Below are 19,596 nucleotides of genomic sequence, written 5' to 3' on the forward strand. Positions count from 1 at the left end.
TGCTTATCGATTTGTAAATGTTGTCGAAGCTAAAGGTTGTCCCATAAACCCACAGTATCGACGAGCAGTTTTCAGGATGCCCTCTTTCCTGTCTTGATGTTGCGCAAATAAAAGGAATTCGATATCAATACCTTTCTTCTTGATTGTGCGTTTCCATATGCCCGCGACTTGACCGTCAATGATGATGGTCGATTTGAATACACCATTATTGCCAGGTACAATATGTTGAGCATCTTCGGCTATAAGCACCGCACTGCGGTCCTTATAGCCGAGCAGATGCTCGTCAAATCCCGGTAGCAGATAAACCGTTGATGCAGAATCGGTAGTTGTTGTTTGAATATGTTCGCCTTCGCCTTCCCAATATTCCTGATTGTTTACCTTCTCCGACACCAGGCGAGACTGCACAGCTTCGACTCCCTGGCGAGCAGCGGAAAGCGTAATTCCAGCCCACCAGGCAAAATCATACACGGTTGCAGGCCCATGACTCGTAAAATATCTTTCTGCAAGCGCGGCAAGCGCTTCGCTCATCGATAATTCCTTGGATTTGGGCACCCACTCATCCAGCCAGACGAAGGTTTGCTGCTTGCCTTCCCTCGGCCCCATACAAATATGACCAGACTGTGCAATATACCATAGGAGGTGATACCCCCGCTGATTGATCGTACTGATCCCTGCTTCCTCCAGCAGCTGCATGAGAAGGGGCCGGGATATCTGCTTATTGCCCTGTAAGGCGTCATACATAATCTGTTTACTGCGTTCAATGATGTCCTGATTAAGCTCCAGTTGTTCCAGCCTTCGCTTATCCTGTGCCAATGTACGGGCAGCCGAAAGCTTCAACAACCATCTCACATCGTCTGGCGATACAAAATGGATCGTTCCGCGCATTGGCCAAGTCTGGATGATCTTGCGGTCTGAGATAGCTTGTTCGATATCCGCCGCGGTTGATGCTTGCATCCGCAAACCTATTGCCCACAGGGCTTGATGGTAATCCTGTGCCTGCATAGCAACGAGCTGCTTGACGACTTGTTCAGGCCTATCGAGCCTTCCCGCATTGATACGTAGATTGAGCAACCGACGATAAGGAATACTTTGCTCTTTCATGGACTGCCTCCCAACATCGAGTCTTTACCAATTTCACATCCATTGTATGTGGACGGGCCATCGAATGTATAGTGGAAATTTATCAAAGCTTATTTATATATTCAGTAGCTCATTAAAGGGAGCCATAGTAATCGAGCGCTGGGATCAAAAAAAGCCTTTCCCTGGCAATATGGAAAAGGCTGTAAAGGTCATTCTTTCATGTCATGTTGTTGAGGGGGACGGGTTCTCCCTTTTTCCTTTAAATGCCAAATAAATACTCGTTCCCACAGCACCGATCGTCCCGCAAATGATGTCTCCCATCGTATCGGTCAAGCTGCCTCTCTGAGATTGAAGCCCAAACAGGTAATCTGTAGTAAATTCGTACATTTCCCAGAAGCCCGCCATCGCCACAGAGAAGAAAAAGCCAAACCAGATCGCAGTGGAAGACACGTAACGTTGATTACTCTCAGCAGCAGTAAGCTTCCAGTAAATTAACATGCCGATAAAGTGGAGAATTACTCCTGACAGCAAATGCTCGATTTTATCCAGATTCGGGATGATACCATAGAATCCGAATTCGTTGGCTAGCAGCATCGTAAGGAAAATGAAAAATAAGATCGAAAACCTCAGTGCGGGAAACAGCTCCGTTTTTGTAAATATAACAACACCGCGAATAATCGTCAGAACAGAAATGATGAGTATGCCTTGAAAAGCTTTCAGAGGGATACCTTGGATCAGAAAGTATATCAGGCACCCCGTGGATATGAAGTATAGCCCCAGTTCAAAGTAATCGTTGAAGCGCTGCTTTTTCTTATTGCTCATGGAACCCCTCCTTTCCCAACTATCCTATCTATTTATACACATTCTACGATCCAGGTAAACATCATCCAGCTAAGGGGTAGCATTGTACCGTTTCATAAGTCACGAGTACAAACCTTTAATATTATATTTTATTTGCCTGATATCTTAGGATACATCCTGCTCCTGCTCCGCTCTTCTGAACCTCTTGAACTGAACAGCTATCATCAGGAAATGTGCGAAGAATACTCCGGCAATAACATAAAACACCAGAGAAATGCCAAAGCTGCTTGCCACAAGTCCTCCGAATATCGCTCCTGACAAGTTTCCCAATGATCCAGCACTAGCATTATAGGCAAACACGCTGCCTTGAACAGGGGTTGGGGTTAATTTGCGCAGCAGGGAACTGATAGATGGAATCACACCACCGATACATAATCCGGTAATAAACCGTATGCCCATGAGCACCCATGCATTGGTGACTAACCCTTGAGGAATATGCAGGACGGCAATCAGAATGAGTGATACGAGCAGGATGATAGTATGACCATGTCGATCTCCCATTCTTCCGAGCAGCGGTGCCGTGATCATCGTGCCTAAGGCCGTAGATGCAAATATGAGACCAGCCATAATTTCAATGTGATCCACGATATTCATGCTTTTTACATACAACGAAATCATTGGACTAATGCTCGCAAAGCTTATAGAGATCAGGAATGTAGAAATAAATAGCGTGATAATAAGTGGAGATTGCACAAAAATATCATGCCATGCTTTCTTATCTGGAACTTCCTGTTGACGAATTCTCGATTTAAACGGGTTATTCAGTCTTAACAAGCTTTTGAACTTGAATTTAGGGTATGTATTCGTCTCCTTCACTCCAAATACCGTCAGCAGCGCAGCCAGGAATATAAAGAAGCCAGTAATAAAGAAGGAATCGCGTATCCCCAACCACTCAGCCAGCACGCCACCAATCAGCGGCCCTAACAATTGACCGGTGACTTGTCCGGTTTGCAGTGTGCCTAAAGCGTTACCCACCTGTTGCTTGGGAGCTTCTATGGCCAATAAGGCTACAGAGGAGGTTGGATAACCGCCCATCGTCCCAAAAGCGGCGCGGAGCAGAAGCAGCTGTAAGGGAGTATCGACAAGACCCATAGCCGCGATAATAACAGCCGAGCCTATACTGGTTATGACCATAACCAGCTTTTGCCCATATGTATCTGAAAACCTTCCCCACAAGGGAGATATAAGTGCGATCATCAGGTGATTGATCCCGAAAATCATAGCTGCCCATAGAGCGGCCTGTTTCACATCATGTACTCCAAGATCTTGCACATAAAGAGGCAAAAAAGGGATAATCATACCAATGCCAACCGCAGTTAAAAAGTTCCCGGTCCATAAGATGTATAAATTGCGTTTCCAGACTTCCATATGGAATGACCTTCTTTTCAGGTTAAATAGGTACCTATTTAATGTATGTGTAATGTTTCACCCCGTCAAGCTTAAAAGTGGCTATGAACAGGAGTCTAGGCCATTCATTTTCTCCATTTCAGTGAAATAGGTCATATATTCGTATTAACATAGAAATAGAGAAGTTTAGTATCATGACTGCATGACTGCATGATACTAAACTTCTCTATGAAAACTATTGCCATATCGATCAAAATAAGGAGTCTATCACAGATAAGGCATACGATTCTTACCCTTCCGACGATCGGATATGGATCAATACATTAACCGCGAACACGATGACACTAAGTACAACCAGAATTGCGCCAATCGGAATCAGGAACTCATATGATTCAGCTCCGCTAAGCAACAGAAACAATCCCAGCATCATCGGTGGCAGTCCAATATTGTGCATCCAGAAATGTACGATGGACAAACGGCTGAATCCCACCCTTGGAAACAAATGGTAGATAATACCAGACACCGCAAACGACAGCCAGCCCAGCAGATTGATATGTGCGTGCACACTCGCGAATACATGCTGGTTAGCCATCGACATATACATACCCAGAAGAATGCCGATGACAAAATAAACAACAGATACCTTGATGAATTTGATTCCCATACCTATCTTCCCCCTGTTTGATTGGGCCATAGCCGCATGAAATAAGATCTTTTGCCTAAATGATGACGATGATGAAACGGTGTTCCACTGCCGATCAATCGATTATTGATCGTTCGATCATCCGAATGCACCCTATCGCCTTGTCTCCTTTCTACGGCTGTCAACACCCTACAGCCTATTCATGAAACTAATATATCAGGGAGCGTTGGAGTTGGATATTATACGTTCGTATGGTATTGGTCTCATATATGTAAAAAGCCCACACCACTTAAAGGTGTGAGCCGGAATAGATAAGTCCTCAGGGTTTACTGGTAAAAAGCTTAATTAATTGGTTGCGGTTTTTCACTGCCAGTTTGACGAATATCGCACTGATATGCTTTTTCACGGTAATCTCGCTAACATAGAGAGTTTTGGCAATTTCTCCATTGGTATGACCGTCTATTGCGAGCAGAACGACCTCGCGTTCCCGCTTCGTCAGCCGTTCAAGCAGACCGACCGGCAAGCTTGGTGTAAAGCTGGAATACCCTCCCTGTTTAAGCAGAAAGCGAAGGAATGCCTCCAGCTTCTCTCCTCTCGTGTCGAGCACGAATGTCGGCGTTAACGTTCTGCCATCATAATGCCGATGAACGACGCCGTGTGCAATTTGAAAGCCCATACTCAAGTGCGCACCCTGAAAAAATTCCAATGGCGGCGGAGAAGCGATAAAAAGTCCTCCCGAGCACAAATAGGAAAAAATCAAATACATCGCTTCGATGATCAGATTGACATTTTTCCAGTCCTTGTAGTCGATAGTTCGGATGAACCATCCTGATTGACCAGGTGGATCAACTGCCAGCAGCTTCAATTCCTCCGTTGATAGAGAAGATAGATACGGAGCAGAAAACGGGTCTGTTTTCAAATAGGGCAGGGTCTCCGAATGGATCGGGATCATAGAGGCCAGTCCGACAGCTTCACCGCTTCCCGAGCGAAGCAGCATGACGCCCTGCCGATCCAGCCGGACCAAAGTATGCAGATCAATACCCTTGATCGTCAGCTTCATATCTTCCTTGGCTACAAATTCATGATATGTCTGTTCCGTCTCGGGATCTGCCCCCGAGAAAGATAGAGGTGTCGCTGCTTCCAATCTACTTCGTAGGTAGGCTTCCCCTTCCCCGATATTGGCCATCGTCAACGATTCCCAAGCATACTGACCTCTGGAAGAGGACTGAATCAAAGCCCGCACCATGATATTGCCCGTTGTATAGTAGAACAGCTCCCCTACCTCCCACTCTGTGCTGCGGGAGCCTGAGATCTGCCTGATCAAATCAGCATAATAGTATGCAGCTCTGCCCATCAGTCGGTGAAAGTATTCCGGTGTGCGCTCCTCCAGCTGCTTGCGTGCTGCTATCCGCATCAGATCGTGCAGCATCCAGCCACGCCCCGTTTTACGTACAAAGGACAAGGAAATCAGCGCATCGAACAATGGATCATCGACCTCTTCCTCCATAATGAAGGTCAGCACTTCCCGGTTAACATGCAGCAGTATGGCTGCCGCTTCAACTATGCGACGAAGTTTCACATCTGGAACCTCACGAAGCCAAGCCTTGACCAGAAGGTCAAACCAACCTGTATCGTCGGTTGGGGGAGCTGCCCATTCGTCTTGCAGGGGCACCGCGGCCGCGAGGGACAGGGCAAGGGGATGCCCTCCGGTTTTCCTTTGAATTCGCGTAATTCTATGATCTTCTATAATACCGGAGCATCGAAGGTATGACTCGCTTTCGCTGTCAGTTAAGTTCCCTAGCGGCATATAGTGAATCCGTTCTCTCAGAGCAGGGGACAAGACCCATTGGTCACTGAGTTTATAGCGGCCGGCAAGAATGAGCAGTACATTGTCAGGCAGCCGCTTGAATAACCGTTCACGCAGCAAGCCGTCCAGCTCTCCCATTTCCTCATAGGTATCAAAGGCCAGCACCAACCGGGTCCTCTGAGTCAGCAGCTTCAGCAGGGTCAAACAGGATTCCAGCGGCTGCTGCTGTAAGCCATGTTCATCGTCCTGCTTCAGCAGTATTAGCTGATCCAGCAGCTGACGAAACAACTGCTCGCCTTTATGATTGAAATCGCGGCTGTCCAGGTGCAGCATCGGGATGCCTGCAAGCCGTGCTTTCCGGCGAAATGAATCGAGCAGAAAGCTTTTGCCCACACCCGCTGTTCCGTAAATATTCCAGATGGATTGACCAGAATTGCTTTGTCCCGTCAAATAGGCATTAAACCGCTCATGCTGCCCCCTTCGACCGACCAGAAACTGTTCCTCTCGCATCTCGAATCCGCTCATTGCACCAGGTTCATCACTATCGTCCACAGAACCCTGCCGCTCAATCGCAGCGTCAATTTCTTTTTCACTCACTATGTTCACCTTCCTCTAATTCTTGACCGCTGCAATCAAGAGGAAAATGGGACGGCGGGTTTCGTCTCGCATTTCGGGATATTTGGCAAGTGTTTCTTGTGTTGGTTGTGGCTCAGAGAGCCTTGTAATGGTGAAACCGGAATCTATTAATGTATTCATATACGTGGCGATCGTGCGATGATATTTGACAACATCGGTATCCAAAAACCTTGCCTGCCGCAGACCTTCATTCTGGTAATGATCGATGGGCCAATGCAAGCGTTCGCCTTCAGGACCATAAAACCAATCTTGTGCAGCAAGTGCGGTAAATACCGGATGTTCAACAGAAAGTACGAATGTGCCCCCGGATACGAGACAATGATATACTTTACGGCAAACGCTATCAAATGACTCCACATAATGAAGTGCCAGTGAGCTTAGCACAACATCAAATTCCTCTGCAGCAAAGTCGATATCTTCAATTGCCAGCCGACGGTATTCGATCGCGGAATCGTTAGTATTATCTATCGCGCGTGCTAACATTTTCTCGGATAGATCTATACCTATCACTGACCTGGCTGACTGCTCGCGCGCATATCGGCAATGCCATCCATAGCCGCAGCCAAGATCAAGAACTCTTTTATCGCGTAGTTCGGGAAGCATTGCACGGAGTGCGGGCCACTCCCCCGCGGCCTGTAATCCACCAATGGAACGAGGCATTTGACTGTATTTATCAAAAAAATCGTGGTCATCATATTGGTTCTGTTTCATAATCGTTCAACACTCCTGACTAAATATTCCTTATGTACTGCCTATCCTTTACTTTACCATTACGATATAGGAAGTATCCATTGAAAATTTTATTTTAAACAAACATTGCTCCCATTTTGGAGTAGATTACTCGGGTAGGGTTACATTATTGGGGTAAATTTGTTACACTGAGACTTACTTTTGAAAAAGGAGTCTTGTATTCATGAAAAAAGGAATTATTTATAGCGTGTTGGCTTATCTTTCATGGGGCTTTTTGCCGCTATATTGGCGTCTCTTCCAATCCATGCCAGCTTGGGAGATTCTTGCTCATCGAATTGTTTGGTCATTAGTTTTTGTAGCTATTCTGGTCAGTGCAGCAAAACGATGGAAGCAGCTTAAATCGGCTGTGCCCAATCTAAAAAGTAAAGCAGCCGTCTTGCTTTGCTCCATATTTATAAGCTGCAACTGGTTTTTATTCATATGGGCAGTCAACAATGGACATGTGATCGAGACGAGCTTAGGCTATTATATGAATCCGTTGATAAGCGTTGTGTTCGCCGTCATTTTCTTAAAAGAACGACTTTCAGCCGGTCAATGGGTGGCAATCCTGCTGGCGGGCTTTGGTGTGTTGATAATGGCCATTCAATACGGAACGATTCCTTGGGTGGCGATTTCCTTGGCTGTCTCGTTTGCGCTGTATGGACTAGCCAAAAAGAAGGCGGGCCTGGATGTTTTGCTGGGTCTCACCTGGGAAACCATCGTTGTTTTCCCTATTGCATTCATTTATTTATTGTACATTCAATCAGCCGGTTCAGCCACAGTCTCTTCTTTATCCAGCTATTCGATTGTGCTTCTTCTATTATCGGGAGCGGCAACCGCCTTACCGTTATTCTGGTTTGCTCAGGCAGCCAAGCTGCTTCCACTTTCGATGGTCGGCTTCATCCAATATATGGCTCCGACAACAAGCCTGCTGTTAGCTATTTTTGTTTTTCATGAGCCGTTTACTGAACCTCAATTAATAGCCTTTTCGTTTATCTGGCTTTCCTTGCTCATCTATTCCTTGGTCACGTTCAGGAAATCGAGAGCCACTAAAATTATAAATCAAGCGGCGTAGCGATTTGGTTCTTTTTTTTGTTGTGCCTGCTACACTAAAGTTACTCCCAAGTCTCGTCAACTAATAAATGCCTGTATTTCAAAAAAACCTTCCTGAAGCCGGGAAGGTTTTTAAGTGTGCTGATTTACTTGTAGATGCAGCCTATTCGATTATTCCTCACAAGCGCTCGGCAATCCTTTGCGCGGTCTGTTCTCCGTTCAGGATACAATCGGGAATACCTACACCGTAATAGGAGCATCCAGCCAAAATGATATTAGGATAGCTCTCCGCTAGTTTGGCTTCCAACGATTTTACAATATGCGGGTGCTTCAAATGATAGTTGGGCATGGTTTCATGCCATTTGGTAATATCAGATGAAATCGGCGTGCCTGTAAGACCAAGACTGTCTTCGATATCCTTTCGCGCTACCTGGATTAATTGTTCCTGTGTCATATGTAGAAGCTGATCATAATCACGACAGGTGCTTTTATAAAAAAGCCTTACCAGCAAACGGTTCTGCTCTGAGGTATGCTCCCATTTACGGCTGGTCCACGTACAGGCATTGCATACCAGATCACTGCCTTCTGCGACGATGAAGCCTGTCCCGTCCTTGGGCAGCTCGCTGTCCGGAATGTCAAATCCCAGATAGACACTGATGAGAGAGCTGTTGGTCAATTGCTCGAAATCCTCATCCAAACTCTCATCATGGAGAAGGAGCTGTGCCACCGGATGCAGTGTGCTCAGTACGATGAAATCCGCTTCCAGCTTAATCTGATTGGACAAAGAAACGATGTACCTGTCCTGCTGCTTCTCGATTTGTTCAGCCTGCACGCCTTTATATAGCTCAACATCCGTTAGCCGTTCTTCCATCCTATCAATTAACGAAGACACACCCTGCTTGAACGACAAAAATTTCTTGCCACCTGTCCCCTGAAAACGCTGCTTGTTCTCCGATAAGCCTTGAATGATGCTGCCATATTCATTTTTATAATCCAGTAAATAAGGAAGCGTCGATGCAATGGTCAAATCCTGCAGCCTACCTGAATATACGCCGGACAATACTGGAGAAATTTGCTTCTCAACTAGCTCCTTACCGAGAAAATACTCCAGGAATTCCCCAATTGAATGCTGCTTCGTAAAGGTTTCATTCGGTGTGTAGAAGTCTTTTAAGGCTTCTACCTTCCCCTTCGCTGAAACCAGATCCGTCTTGGCCAATGATTCCAGACTGAGCGGGATACCAAAAACCGCATCCTTCGGAATGGCTTTCAATTCGCCATCTGTATGAATAAAAGAGACTCCTGTTGCGTTATATACAACGTCCTCCTGTAAGCCCAGATCTTCCAGAAATGGAGCTACATTCGTTTTACGGGCAACAATCGAATCCGCTCCCGTCTCCATTATAAACTCACCCTCATGAGCGGTTCTGATTTTACCGCCCAAGGTATCATTGGCTTCTACCAGCACAATTTTTGCCGCCCGCTTTTGGGATTTTATCGTCTTTTGAAGATAATAGGCAGTGGATAACCCGGTAATGCCACCACCAACAACGACTATTGTTTTCATAGTGATTCCACCTAACCTAATAGATAAATAATATGTAGTAACATTGGATGTCACTATACGTATTATACGTCTACTTGCCTGTTTTAACCATTCATAGCCGACCCAATCTAAGAGTGAATGAGAAAAATTCATACATCCGACAATTTTGAATGCCATCTATCCGTCTGTCTGTGGCATTAATGTTCTTTCCCACGAAGGCTTCGAATCCAGATCGAATTCTTCATCATCGCATATCTATTTAAATACTTCCCACCGAGCCCGAAGCCGATCAGAGCGGCTGGAATGCCAATGCTATAAAGCAAGGTCAGGTGCTTGAGGAAGTCTGGAGCAGGACCGTCACGCAGCGCAAGCCCAGATAACCGATCCGGCATGATCCATAAATTAGGCAGCTGAATGCAATAGCCGTAACTCGCCAATAAAGGAGCAAACAAGATAATGAGCAGCGGATGCTTATTAACGGCTGGCATAATTTGTACAGCTAACACGTAAAAAACAGCAAGCGGAATCATGAGCACTACATTTTCGGCGATATATTTTCCTGCGATGAGAAGATCCGTCCCCGACATAGGATTCAACCATTGCCGCAAAGCAAATCCGATACCTGCACTTAACATGGCTAGTAACCAATAGGTTAACATCGACGTTAAATAAGCAAATATCCGGCTGCCCAGCAATACATAACGGGAATGTGGAAAAGCCAGCCACCAATGGGCAAATCCTTTGCTGAAATCTGCATTTTTATTCAACATATACACAACAATTCCCATGTAGCTGAACATGTTCAAGCTCGACTGAAAGAAGATCAAGTCCGTCAGGCTGCCGCTGTTCTGATAACCAAAGAAGGCTATGAGGGCCAACAGTGCATACACGACCCAGCGTGTGCGCCTCGGAGCATGGCGACTGATCCAGTCATACCGTCGTTTCTCCATGGCAGCCAAAGCCCAGAAAGCACCCGAACGTCGATTGGTTACCTGCAATGGCACCATTATCTGTGGAGCCTGCAATTCGGGGGATGATACAACCGGATAGCCATGAAAACGAAGCTTCGCAAGCTGCTTCATGCCTATCGTGCTTGAAAGCCAAACAGCCGCGCAAGCGAATATGTATCCCGCAGCCACCAGCAGCCATACCGTTTGTACCTTCGGCATCGTGAATTGAAAATCAATAGCGGAGCTGCCAGCCAGGAGTGAAAAGATAAGCAGTGGCATCGATATATAGATGAAGACAATTACGGTTCCGATGCGAGCCCACCACATCTGAAACACGGACATGAGCAAACCCAAACTGCTCAGGATGGGGAGTATAGCGAGAGCTATCCCACCTGTTGTACCTGCCGTTTGCCATAAGATGCTTGCGTCTGCATAGGGCACGCTTCCCCATAAGACGAATAACGCATAATGGAGGGTACAGAGCAGAAGCATAAATAGAATGAGATAAAGTCCCAACCAGACCAAGCTAAGAGCCTTGCCAAGAACAAGCATGCGTCTTGAATAAGGCAGAAGCAGCCACCACTGCTGGCTTCTTCCGGCTCGGCCTCCGTTCAGTGCCTCCCATACCATAATGATCAGCATCGTCTCCACGAACACGATGAAGCCCATTGCATACAAGCTGCCGACGTTCACGTTACTACGTGACCACGCCATACTGGCTGCAAGCAGCAGCAGGAAGATCAGGCCGATGCGTATGTAATTGCTTTGCGATGTTCCAGGCAGGTAAGTGCTGTACCTACTAAGCTCAAGCTTTGCAAGTGTCCATACACTTTTCATGAGAACACTTCCCTATAACGGGATTCCACGGAGGTTCCTTGTTCCCTTAAGCTATCGACCTCATTATCCGCCACAACACGGCCATTCCCGATCAGAATAATCCGATCGAATAACTGCTCCATCTCGCGAATATCATGAGTTGCAATGAGAAAGGTCCGTTCTCCGTCTGCCAAATCAGCCACGACCGATGAAGCGATCTGCTCCCGTGAAATCATATCCACACCGGTGAACGGTTCATCCAGCAGGACAAGAGGCGAGGTGCGAGCCAGACAGCTAATAAGCTGCAGTCGAGCCTCCTCCCCGCGGGATTGGGCGGATATGCGCGTTCCCAAGTTGATTCGTAATGACTGAACCAGCTGCTGCTCCCTTTCGAAATCCCAATCCGGATAGATCTGATCGGCAAAAGCAAGCCATTCCCCAGCCGTCAACCATCCGGGTAATTTCCCCCGGTCCGGCAGCACTGCGATGGAACGCAAGGTTCCTATGCCTGCTGGCTGACCAAAGATTCGAACTGATCCGCTTGTAGGTTCCGTTAATCCGGAGCAAATACTGAGCAGGGTTGATTTGCCTGCACCGTTTGGGCCCAGCAATCCGGCAATCCGTCCCTTTTCTAAAGAAAACGTAACCTCATTTAAAATCTCCTTTTTTCTTACTTTCATCGTTACCTGCCTGCACTCCAAGGCTATTGAGGTGCCAGTATCATTCGTCATAGGATTACTCCTCCTTCTCTTGTGCCAGTTCAAGCAGTTGGTCAACGGTCAGATCAAGCGATTCTGCGATCTCCCGCAGATGCTTCATGGCTTCCTTGACGATCGTCCTTTTACTTTCCTTAATGGCCTCGTTGTCGGTGGTCACATAGGTTCCCTGTCCACGAAACGTAACGATGAGTCTGGCTCTTTCGAGCTCCTGATACGTCTTCATTACTGTCGTCGGGTTGACACGGATAGTCGCTGCGAGTTCCCGTACTGATGGCATCCGAGTACCAGGAGCCAGTACACCACGCACAATCAAAGCGCGAAGCTGCTCTACGAATTGTTCATACAGCGGACGGGAGGGGTCAATATGAAACTGTTCCGACTTCCATACAAAATCCATCTACGTTCACCTCTGCTGCCAGGTTACATCTATCGTTGCTTGTTATCGTATGTAGTGTATCATAACAGACCACACACTTCAATATGCGAATGCCACGCTGCCTAAGTGGAATATCAATCGAGCAACGTCCAAAACTGTACATAACGGGTCAATATTAAAAAAACGAGCACCTAGAATTTGCTTCTAAGGCTCGTTTTGCAATAAGGGAGACAAAGTCAAAAATAATTAACCTTCTCTTCCCCATTTACTATTTGGGTCCATAACGAAAGGCCGTGTCAGCCCTCCGGTAGCTGTCCACCACTCATCTACCGCTTGTCTCAAACGACTACGGGCCGATTCCGCCTCCGGCTGTCCTGCCACATTGACAAGCTCATCAGGATCAAGCCGCAGGTTATACATTTCCTCCACATCATCCTCAAAATAGTACACATATTTCCACTCAGGGGATTGAACGCCTCTGAGCGGATGATAACCCCAATATGCTTTGTAATGCTCGAAAAATACGAGCTCATCTACCGGAGGCTCCGGTTGCTCTAAACTCGGAAACAATGAGCCTCCCTCACATTCAGCTGGCACCTCAATCCCGGCTGCAGCAAGTAACGTACCCGTCACAGCAGCACTCGAGACGAGATCCGGTATGACTTTGCGGCTTGGGGTTATACCCGGCACATAAAGAATAACCGGTACATTATACAATTCCTTATAAGGCAGCACTCCCTTCAAGCGAAGCCTATGCGCCCCTTGCATATCCCCATGATCACTAGTAAATAGGATGGTTGTGTTCTCGATCAGACCTTTGGCCTCGAGCTTTTCCATTAATCGGCCGAGATTCCAATCCATCAGCGTCAGCATGGCCCTATAACGTTGGGCATCCCGACGAACAAGTTCCTCTGTTAGCTCCGATTCGCTATCCAAGGCACGCTGCCGCTGAAAGGAAGGCTTGCTAGACAAATCATCATGCAGATAGCTATTTGGAATCGGCATGTCCTCTAACGGGAATTGTCTGGCAAAGTGCTCTACAAGCTCGAACGGACTGTCAACTGGCGTGTTTGGATGAGGCATGTACCAGCAAAGCTTCATAAAGAAGGGCTTATTTCCTTCACAAGCTTCCAAATAATTCAATGCTTTGGAAGTCGTAACCGCATCCTTGTTGCTATGGAACCTTGGATCAGGGTTAGCACCACCAAGCTCCATTCCATCTGTACGATAGTCAGTAATTTGAAATTCATGAGCGGCAGCAGACAGACCTAAATGCCATTTCCCAAAATAAACCGTTTCGTAGCCAGCCTTATTAAATTCCTTGGCAATGCCCCATTCCTCTGGATCAAGGACATGACCGATGTTATAGACACCTACCTGATGAGGATATTTTCCAGTCATCCAAGTCGCACGAGACGGTGAGCATTGTGCGGATGTACTAATCACACCAGTGAATCGCACACCTCGTTCAACCAGCTTGTCGAGGTTAGGTGTATGGTAGCTTGAATCAACACAGCTCATGGCATCTACTTTTTGCTGGTCCGTAGCGATCATGATTACATTTCTGATTGGTTTTCCCATGTCTTCACCTTCCTCTATAATGGTCCCAACCGATTCCTATCCCATTCGGCAGCAACCCGATTCTTTCTGTTTGTTAGTGTCCTCGTTGATGAGTCTCATGCGGCACAACGTCGCAGGTTTCCTGATAAAAGGTTAACAGTCGGTCCTTCAATCCGGACACAATCTCCGCTAAGGCTGGATCATTAATTCTGTTCTTAGTCTCTCCCGGATCGGAGCGCAAATCGTACAGTTCATCCGACTCATAGAAACGCCTCACATATTTGTACTCCTTGGTCCGGCACATAACGGCTTTCGTATGCTCAGCACCTTCATTCTGCTGCAGACTAACGCGGGGCCAATATAATCCCTCGGGTCTTATTGAGGAAATACTGCCCTTCTCCATGCAGTGCTCCTCTCCATGAAGCCGACCTCCCTCGCAAAATACGGCGTCACGGTGTTCCTCCTGCTCTCCGGCAATCAACGGCAGCAGGGATTTACCAAAATGTGTATGCTTTGGCGTTACCCCGAGCAACGCTTCCACCGTAGCGGGGAAATCGATCAGCTCGATGAGTGCATCACTAACTCCTGACTGCACATCCACATGCTTTGGCGGCTTGACAATGAAGGGTACCTTTGACAGGACATCCTCAAAAGTATTCTGAGTCTTCTCCACCAATCCGTAATCGCCCGTAAAATCACCATGATCCGAGAAGAAAAAAACGGCCGTATCCTCATACATCCCCGCTTCGCGCAGCGCATCCATCACCATGCCGAATTGGTGATCGACCCGGGCACACATACCGTAATAGGTAGCTCGCAGCTCGTTCCACCGATTTTCCGTCCATCCCTGGAGCTTCTGGCGCTCATAAATCCCTTTCAGCAAACTCGGTTTTCCTTCCCAATCATCCGGTGCTTGGATGCGTGCGGGCAGCTTTTCCCGGTCAATCATGCTGAACCATGGCTCCTCTACACCGTAAGGGGGGTGCGGATACAGCAGAGGTAAGTAGATGCACAACGGACGGTCCTCCGGGGCATTACGGATTAAATCGATGGCCCCAAGCACATTCGCCCAATCCCCATCGTAATAGGAAGACTCCTCCTCTCCTTTCTCCAGCTTCCCAGCATAAAAAGAGTAGTAATTATCTCCTTCCGGGTCCCCCCGCCACACATCATGGGCGTGCAAATTCGATTCACGGCGCGGAGCTTTCTCCGGCTTATATTTCACATCGCAATAGGCCTCATAGCCGTTCTCTGACGGTACAAGATCGTTCTTGCCTCCCCACCAGACGAAATATCCTTCGTCCTTCAACGTTTTCAGTAGTACAGGCTCGTCTGTATTCATCATATGAAACATCGTGCGGTGTCCACGAACGTGCGGGTACCAACCGGACATAAAGGAACATCGACTTGGCGTGCATACAGTGTTCTGACAAAATGCGTTGCGGAAGGAAACACCATCGGTCGCCGCCATCCTGTCCAAATTTGGCGTAACCGCTGCCGCATTACCCAAATGACCCATAACGTCACTGCGCCATTGATCAGGATTGAAAATGATAATATGTGGTCGTGTATTTTTGGACATGATCCGTGTCTCCTTGGACATCAATTTACTCTAATTAACAGTAATTCTTTACCTAAGATCAATCTTTTCAACAAGCTGATTTAAGCGCTCTTCCGTTTGCCGACCCTTCATTTGACTGACTTCTTTGGTTACTCTTCTGGCGACTGGCATTTTGAATTTAGCTCCTTCTTGTGAATTAAACCTTTTATTAAAATCGGCAGCTAATTCATGATAGAAATGAGTATCCATCAGATCTGCCCTCCAAGTTAACAGAGCATGTGTAAGCTGATTGCGTATTTCTGAATACTTGGGATCATGATACAGATTATTTCTTTCTAACGAATCTTGTTTACGATCAAATAATCTACCGTCAGCATCATCAAAATAATAAGTAAGTTTCCAATTCTCCGTTGCTATTGCCGCCGATTTGAACAATGTCGCTACTGCACATCGGCGAGGTGACGGCTTTCCTTCTTTTAAAGCGGAGAATAAATCAAAGCCTTGCATGGAATCCGATTGAATACCGGCAGCACCCAAAATAGTCGTGGGAATATCATTCCAAATGGCAAAATCCCGCTTCTCATTCGAAGGCAATGTTCCCGGCATACTCATGATGAAAGGCACTCTCCATGAAGCATCATAATAATTGTGCTTATCATTAAAACCATGATCAAATAGCTGCAGTCCATGATCCGAAGAAAAAATGATCAGTGTATGCTCACGTAAACCGGATTCATCCAGAAATTGAACCAATCTGCCAATCTGGTCATCACAATAAGCGGCCAAACCGTAATACAACCTTCTTAGCTCATCAATCTTGTCCTTAATGCCATCATGATAGACGGCTCCATGAGCTTCATATAAATCCCATAATGTAACTTCGGCAGGTAACGACTGTGTAGGGTCGTATTCCGTGAACCCAAGCAATTTTTTCATTTGTTCCGGAAAATCTTTGATTTCACCCTCGGTATAGTTAATTTCAGGCAATGCTGCATGTTCATACAATGTTGCCCATTTACCTGGCGGATCCACAGGTTCATGTGGGCTCACCATCGAGCAAAAGGCGAAAAAGGGCTTATCTTGCTCAGCCGTGCATTTCGTTATTTCTTCAATGGTTTTATCCACGAGAAAAGCTTCCATAAACAAATGCTCCGGTATCGGATTGGGATGGTCGCTGACTCGGCTGTATCCATGTTCCTTAATGTGCGCTGAGTAACAATCGGGAAAATCCATCATTTTCTCGCTGACGATATGCTTGACATCGAATGAATCGGGTATCGCCCCAAAATGGGTTTTACCGACCATAATATTGGTATACCCGGATTCTTTCAATAAATCAGGAAGTGTCGGGAATTGAGTATGTCTATTTAGCCCATTCTCCACACAACCATGAACAGGCGTATGGAGCCCGGTAATCAAGCTGCATCTCGCTGGCATACATACCGGGGAAGAAGTGTGTCCCTGTTCAAATAACACACCTTCTTTAGCCAACTTGTCCAGATTCGGCGAAATCGCAAATGAACTGCCCATGCAAGCCAACGTATCACATCGCTGAGAATCTGTTGTAATTAATAATATATGGGGTCTCTTCATCATTATCACCTACTTCATTGTGTCATATCTCCATGAGATCTAATTACTCCATACTTAATTCAAAAGGCCCAGTACATCCTCCAGCATTTCATCCGTCATGGCTCCACGGCTGAAAGCGACCAATCCACGAAGCGGCATATACTTGAGGAAAGCAGCCATCATCTCTGACGCCCCTGCATGATCGGAAGCAGCGTTAGCAAATGGCGAATTCTTTAACAAATCTTGCACGATTGCTGCGGCCTTCGGATCTTCCATTAAGTCTCCTATCGTTGAGTTGCGTGTGTACGTTTTTTTGAGGCTAACGGTAGATTGGACACGAATGGTCTCACGCTGGGTAATTTCCGTAGAGGACTTGCCGATCAGAATTTCAAATTCACCTGTTTCCACGTGCCAATCCTGTAAATCCACGTTGTAATAGGCAAAAGAACGTTGTTCCAGCACGAAGGTTACCGCCTTAGTCTCCCCAGGCTGAAGCTCTACTTTAACGAAACCTTTCAATTCTTTGAGCGGTCTTACAACCGTACTGACCACGTCGCGAACATACAGCTGCACGATTTCTTTTCCGTGCCGATCTCCAGTATTGGTGATGTTTAAGCTAACGTGAATTGTGCCTGTATCTAAGCTTTCCTTGTTACTCAATGTAAGATCGGAGTAACTGAATCGGGTATAGCTAAGACCGTGACCAAAAGGAAATAAGGGTGCCCGGTCAGCTGCGTCATAGTAACGATACCCGACAAAAATACCTTCATTATAGATTACGTGATCCCCAACGCCTGGAAAGTACAGGTAGGACGGATTATGCTCGAGCTTCTGCGGAAAGGTTTCCGCCAGTTTACCGCAAGGATTCGCATCGCCAAAAAGTAGATCAGCGATAGCGCCGCCAAGCGCCTGTCCTCCGAGATAAGCCTCGAGCACAGCCTTCACACCTCCAATCCAAGACATTTCAATAGGGGCGCCATTGCTCAGCACGACCACCACTTGGCTTTGAACCGCTGCTACCGCTTCGATCAATCGAATTTGATTAGCTGGAATGCGGAGATGCTTACGGTCATAGCCTTCCGATTCGCAGCGTTCAGGCAGACCAGCCACGATAACAGCAACATCTGCTTGAACGGCCGCTTGCACAGCTTCTGCGAGCAGGTTTTCGTCCATCTCATCACTGTTCAGATCATAACCCTGCGCAAAAGCGATGGTAGCGGTGCTTCCAGCGGTCTTACACATCTCTTCGTGAATATCCTCGAGTCTGGTCGGTTTGATGTGCGAGCTGCCACCTCCCTGATATCGTGGCGTTGTGGCGAGTGCTCCGATTAGCGCAATGTTTCCTGATTTGGCAAGAGGCAGGAAATCATCCTCATTTTTCAGAAGCACCATGCTTTCCCTTGCAACCTCGCGTGCCAGCTGGTGATGGGCGTCTGGATCGTAAGTGGCACCTTCTTTATGCTGGTCAACAGCTTTGAATATAACGGTCAACAGCCGCTCTACTGCACGGTCCAGCACCTCTTCCGTCAGCTTGCCGCTTCGGACAGCTTCGACGATTTTAAGATCGCTAGTACCGTTATTCGATGGCATCTCCAGCTCCAAGCCTGCCGCCAGTCCATCTACACGATCGTTGACGGCCCCCCAATCGGATACGACGAATCCCTCATGTCCCCATTCATCTTTCAAGATGTCTGTTAGCAGTTTACCGTTCTCTGAACAAAATTCGCCGTTCACCTGATTATAGGCACTCATGACGGTCCAAGGCTGGCCTTGCTTGACCGCACCCTCGAAGCTGGCCAAATAAATCTCGCGTAGCGTCCGCTCATCGACAACGGCATTGATAGACATGCGTCGGTGCTCCTGATTGTTGACTGCAAAGTGCTTCAATGAGGTACCTATCCCTTGGCTTTGCACGCCCATAATATGATGCGCCGCCATTTCAGAGGACAAGTACGGATCTTCAGAGAAATATTCGAAGTTTCTGCCGCAGAGCGGAGACCGCTTGATGTTCACGCCTGGTCCAAGCAGAACCGCCACTTCCTCAGCTTGACATTCTTCACCCAATGCGATGCCAACCTTGCGAATGAGCTCACGGTCCCAAGAGCTGGCCATCCCTGCGGCAGATGGAAAGCAGGTTGCCGGTACACTGTCGAACAGCCCGAGATGGTCCGATGAAGCCCGCTGCTTGCGCAAGCCGTGAGGCCCGTCGGTTACCATAATAGACGGAATGCCAAGACGTTCAATCCCTTTCGTATGCCAAAAGTCAAGCCCGGAGCATAGACTCGCTTTTTCCTCCAATGTCATTTGAGCTATCCATTCGGCTGGATTTCGCTGCATATTCAT

The 19,596-nt window shown here is 47.1% G+C and carries 16 protein-coding genes; 1 reads left to right on the forward strand and 15 read right to left on the reverse strand.

All coding sequences use genetic code 11. The features are described from left to right. Positions 1-3 precede the first annotated feature (3 nt). From NST47_RS21260 to NST47_RS21290, 7 genes are all read right to left on the reverse strand, one after another. Entirely contained in the window at positions 4-1,101 is a 1,098-nt protein-coding gene (locus NST47_RS21260) for a winged helix DNA-binding domain-containing protein (protein WP_341156917.1), read from the reverse strand. A gap of 201 nt (positions 1,102-1,302) precedes the next feature. Continuing rightward, positions 1,303-1,902 (reverse strand): hypothetical protein, encoded by a 600-nt coding sequence (locus tag NST47_RS21265; RefSeq protein WP_341156918.1) that lies wholly within the window; start codon positions 1,900-1,902, stop codon positions 1,303-1,305. Between the two features lie 144 nt (positions 1,903-2,046). After that, positions 2,047-3,309 (reverse strand): MFS transporter, encoded by a 1,263-nt coding sequence (locus NST47_RS21270; protein WP_341156919.1) that lies wholly within the window; start codon positions 3,307-3,309, stop codon positions 2,047-2,049. Positions 3,310-3,577: 268 nt separating this feature from the next. Further along, a complete protein-coding gene (locus tag NST47_RS21275) occupies positions 3,578-3,952 on the reverse strand; it encodes a cytochrome-c oxidase (protein ID WP_341156920.1) in 375 nt (124 codons plus the stop codon). Positions 3,953-3,954: 2 nt separating this feature from the next. Next, positions 3,955-4,116, reverse strand: coding sequence for a hypothetical protein (locus tag NST47_RS21280; protein WP_341156921.1), 162 nt, complete (start codon positions 4,114-4,116; stop codon positions 3,955-3,957). Between the two features lie 134 nt (positions 4,117-4,250). After that, positions 4,251-6,335 (reverse strand): LuxR C-terminal-related transcriptional regulator, encoded by a 2,085-nt coding sequence (locus NST47_RS21285; RefSeq protein ID WP_341156922.1) that lies wholly within the window; start codon positions 6,333-6,335, stop codon positions 4,251-4,253. A gap of 15 nt (positions 6,336-6,350) precedes the next feature. Beyond that, entirely contained in the window at positions 6,351-7,085 is a 735-nt protein-coding gene (locus NST47_RS21290) for a class I SAM-dependent methyltransferase (RefSeq protein ID WP_341156923.1), read from the reverse strand. Positions 7,086-7,287: 202 nt separating this feature from the next. Here NST47_RS21290 and rarD point away from each other — a divergent pair, with 202 nt between their 5' ends. Then, positions 7,288-8,178 (forward strand): EamA family transporter RarD, encoded by an 891-nt coding sequence (gene rarD, locus NST47_RS21295; protein WP_341156924.1) that lies wholly within the window; start codon positions 7,288-7,290, stop codon positions 8,176-8,178. A 156-nt stretch (positions 8,179-8,334) separates the two neighbouring features. Here the strand turns inward: rarD and NST47_RS21300 are convergent, their stop codons facing one another. The 8 genes from NST47_RS21300 to NST47_RS21335 all read right to left on the reverse strand — a co-directional run bounded on the left by NST47_RS21300 (position 8,335) and on the right by NST47_RS21335 (position 19,590). Next, the gene (locus NST47_RS21300; RefSeq protein WP_341156925.1) at positions 8,335-9,720 is read right to left on the reverse strand and encodes a protoporphyrinogen oxidase; all 1,386 of its coding nucleotides are present in this window, start codon (positions 9,718-9,720) and stop codon (positions 8,335-8,337) included. Positions 9,721-9,896: 176 nt separating this feature from the next. Further along, entirely contained in the window at positions 9,897-11,486 is a 1,590-nt protein-coding gene (locus tag NST47_RS21305) for a hypothetical protein (RefSeq protein ID WP_341156926.1), read from the reverse strand. Then, positions 11,483-12,196: an ABC transporter ATP-binding protein gene (locus NST47_RS21310; RefSeq protein WP_341156927.1), complete on the reverse strand. Its 714-nt coding sequence runs from the start codon at positions 12,194-12,196 to the stop codon at positions 11,483-11,485. Before NST47_RS21310 ends, NST47_RS21305 begins: the two co-directional genes overlap by 4 nt. A 4-nt stretch (positions 12,197-12,200) precedes the next feature. Next, entirely contained in the window at positions 12,201-12,581 is a 381-nt protein-coding gene (locus NST47_RS21315; RefSeq protein WP_341156928.1) for a GntR family transcriptional regulator, read from the reverse strand. Between the two features lie 225 nt (positions 12,582-12,806). After that, on the reverse strand, positions 12,807-14,141 hold the full coding sequence (locus tag NST47_RS21320; RefSeq protein ID WP_341156929.1) for a sulfatase family protein: 1,335 nt from the start codon (positions 14,139-14,141) through the stop codon (positions 12,807-12,809). A gap of 73 nt (positions 14,142-14,214) precedes the next feature. Next, positions 14,215-15,702 carry a sulfatase-like hydrolase/transferase gene (locus NST47_RS21325; protein WP_341156930.1) on the reverse strand — a complete coding sequence of 496 codons (1,488 nt, stop codon included), beginning with the start codon at positions 15,700-15,702 and terminating at the stop codon, positions 14,215-14,217. A gap of 48 nt (positions 15,703-15,750) precedes the next feature. Continuing rightward, on the reverse strand, positions 15,751-17,274 hold the full coding sequence (locus NST47_RS21330) for a sulfatase family protein (protein ID WP_341156931.1): 1,524 nt from the start codon (positions 17,272-17,274) through the stop codon (positions 15,751-15,753). A gap of 54 nt (positions 17,275-17,328) precedes the next feature. Beyond that, complete coding sequence (locus NST47_RS21335; protein WP_341156932.1) at positions 17,329-19,590, reverse strand: beta-glucosidase; 2,262 nt, start codon at positions 19,588-19,590, stop codon at positions 17,329-17,331. Between the last annotated feature and the right edge of the window lie 6 nt (positions 19,591-19,596).

It is taken from the genome of Paenibacillus sp. FSL H8-0034 (assembly GCF_038000305.1).
Taxonomy (GTDB): domain Bacteria; phylum Bacillota; class Bacilli; order Paenibacillales; family NBRC-103111; genus Paenibacillus_S.

Bases quoted from the DNA above. Each gene is read 5' to 3' on its own strand.
- NST47_RS21315 (WP_341156928.1), bottom strand. From the start codon at position 12,581: ATGGATTTTGTATGGAAGTCGGAACAGTTTCATATTGACCCCTCCCGT.
- NST47_RS21265 (WP_341156918.1), bottom strand. From the start codon at position 1,902: ATGAGCAATAAGAAAAAGCAGCGCTTCAACGATTACTTTGAACTGGGG.
- rarD (WP_341156924.1), top strand. From the start codon at position 7,288: ATGAAAAAAGGAATTATTTATAGCGTGTTGGCTTATCTTTCATGGGGC.
- NST47_RS21275 (WP_341156920.1), bottom strand. From the start codon at position 3,952: ATGGGAATCAAATTCATCAAGGTATCTGTTGTTTATTTTGTCATCGGC.
- NST47_RS21290 (WP_341156923.1), bottom strand. From the start codon at position 7,085: ATGAAACAGAACCAATATGATGACCACGATTTTTTTGATAAATACAGT.
- NST47_RS21270 (WP_341156919.1), bottom strand. From the start codon at position 3,309: ATGGAAGTCTGGAAACGCAATTTATACATCTTATGGACCGGGAACTTT.
- NST47_RS21310 (WP_341156927.1), bottom strand. From the start codon at position 12,196: ATGACGAATGATACTGGCACCTCAATAGCCTTGGAGTGCAGGCAGGTA.
- NST47_RS21300 (WP_341156925.1), bottom strand. From the start codon at position 9,720: ATGAAAACAATAGTCGTTGTTGGTGGTGGCATTACCGGGTTATCCACT.
- NST47_RS21320 (WP_341156929.1), bottom strand. From the start codon at position 14,141: ATGGGAAAACCAATCAGAAATGTAATCATGATCGCTACGGACCAGCAA.
- NST47_RS21335 (WP_341156932.1), bottom strand. From the start codon at position 19,590: ATGCAGCGAAATCCAGCCGAATGGATAGCTCAAATGACATTGGAGGAA.
- NST47_RS21260 (WP_341156917.1), bottom strand. From the start codon at position 1,101: ATGAAAGAGCAAAGTATTCCTTATCGTCGGTTGCTCAATCTACGTATC.
- NST47_RS21330 (WP_341156931.1), bottom strand. From the start codon at position 17,274: ATGAAGAGACCCCATATATTATTAATTACAACAGATTCTCAGCGATGT.
- NST47_RS21305 (WP_341156926.1), bottom strand. From the start codon at position 11,486: ATGAAAAGTGTATGGACACTTGCAAAGCTTGAGCTTAGTAGGTACAGC.
- NST47_RS21325 (WP_341156930.1), bottom strand. From the start codon at position 15,702: ATGTCCAAAAATACACGACCACATATTATCATTTTCAATCCTGATCAA.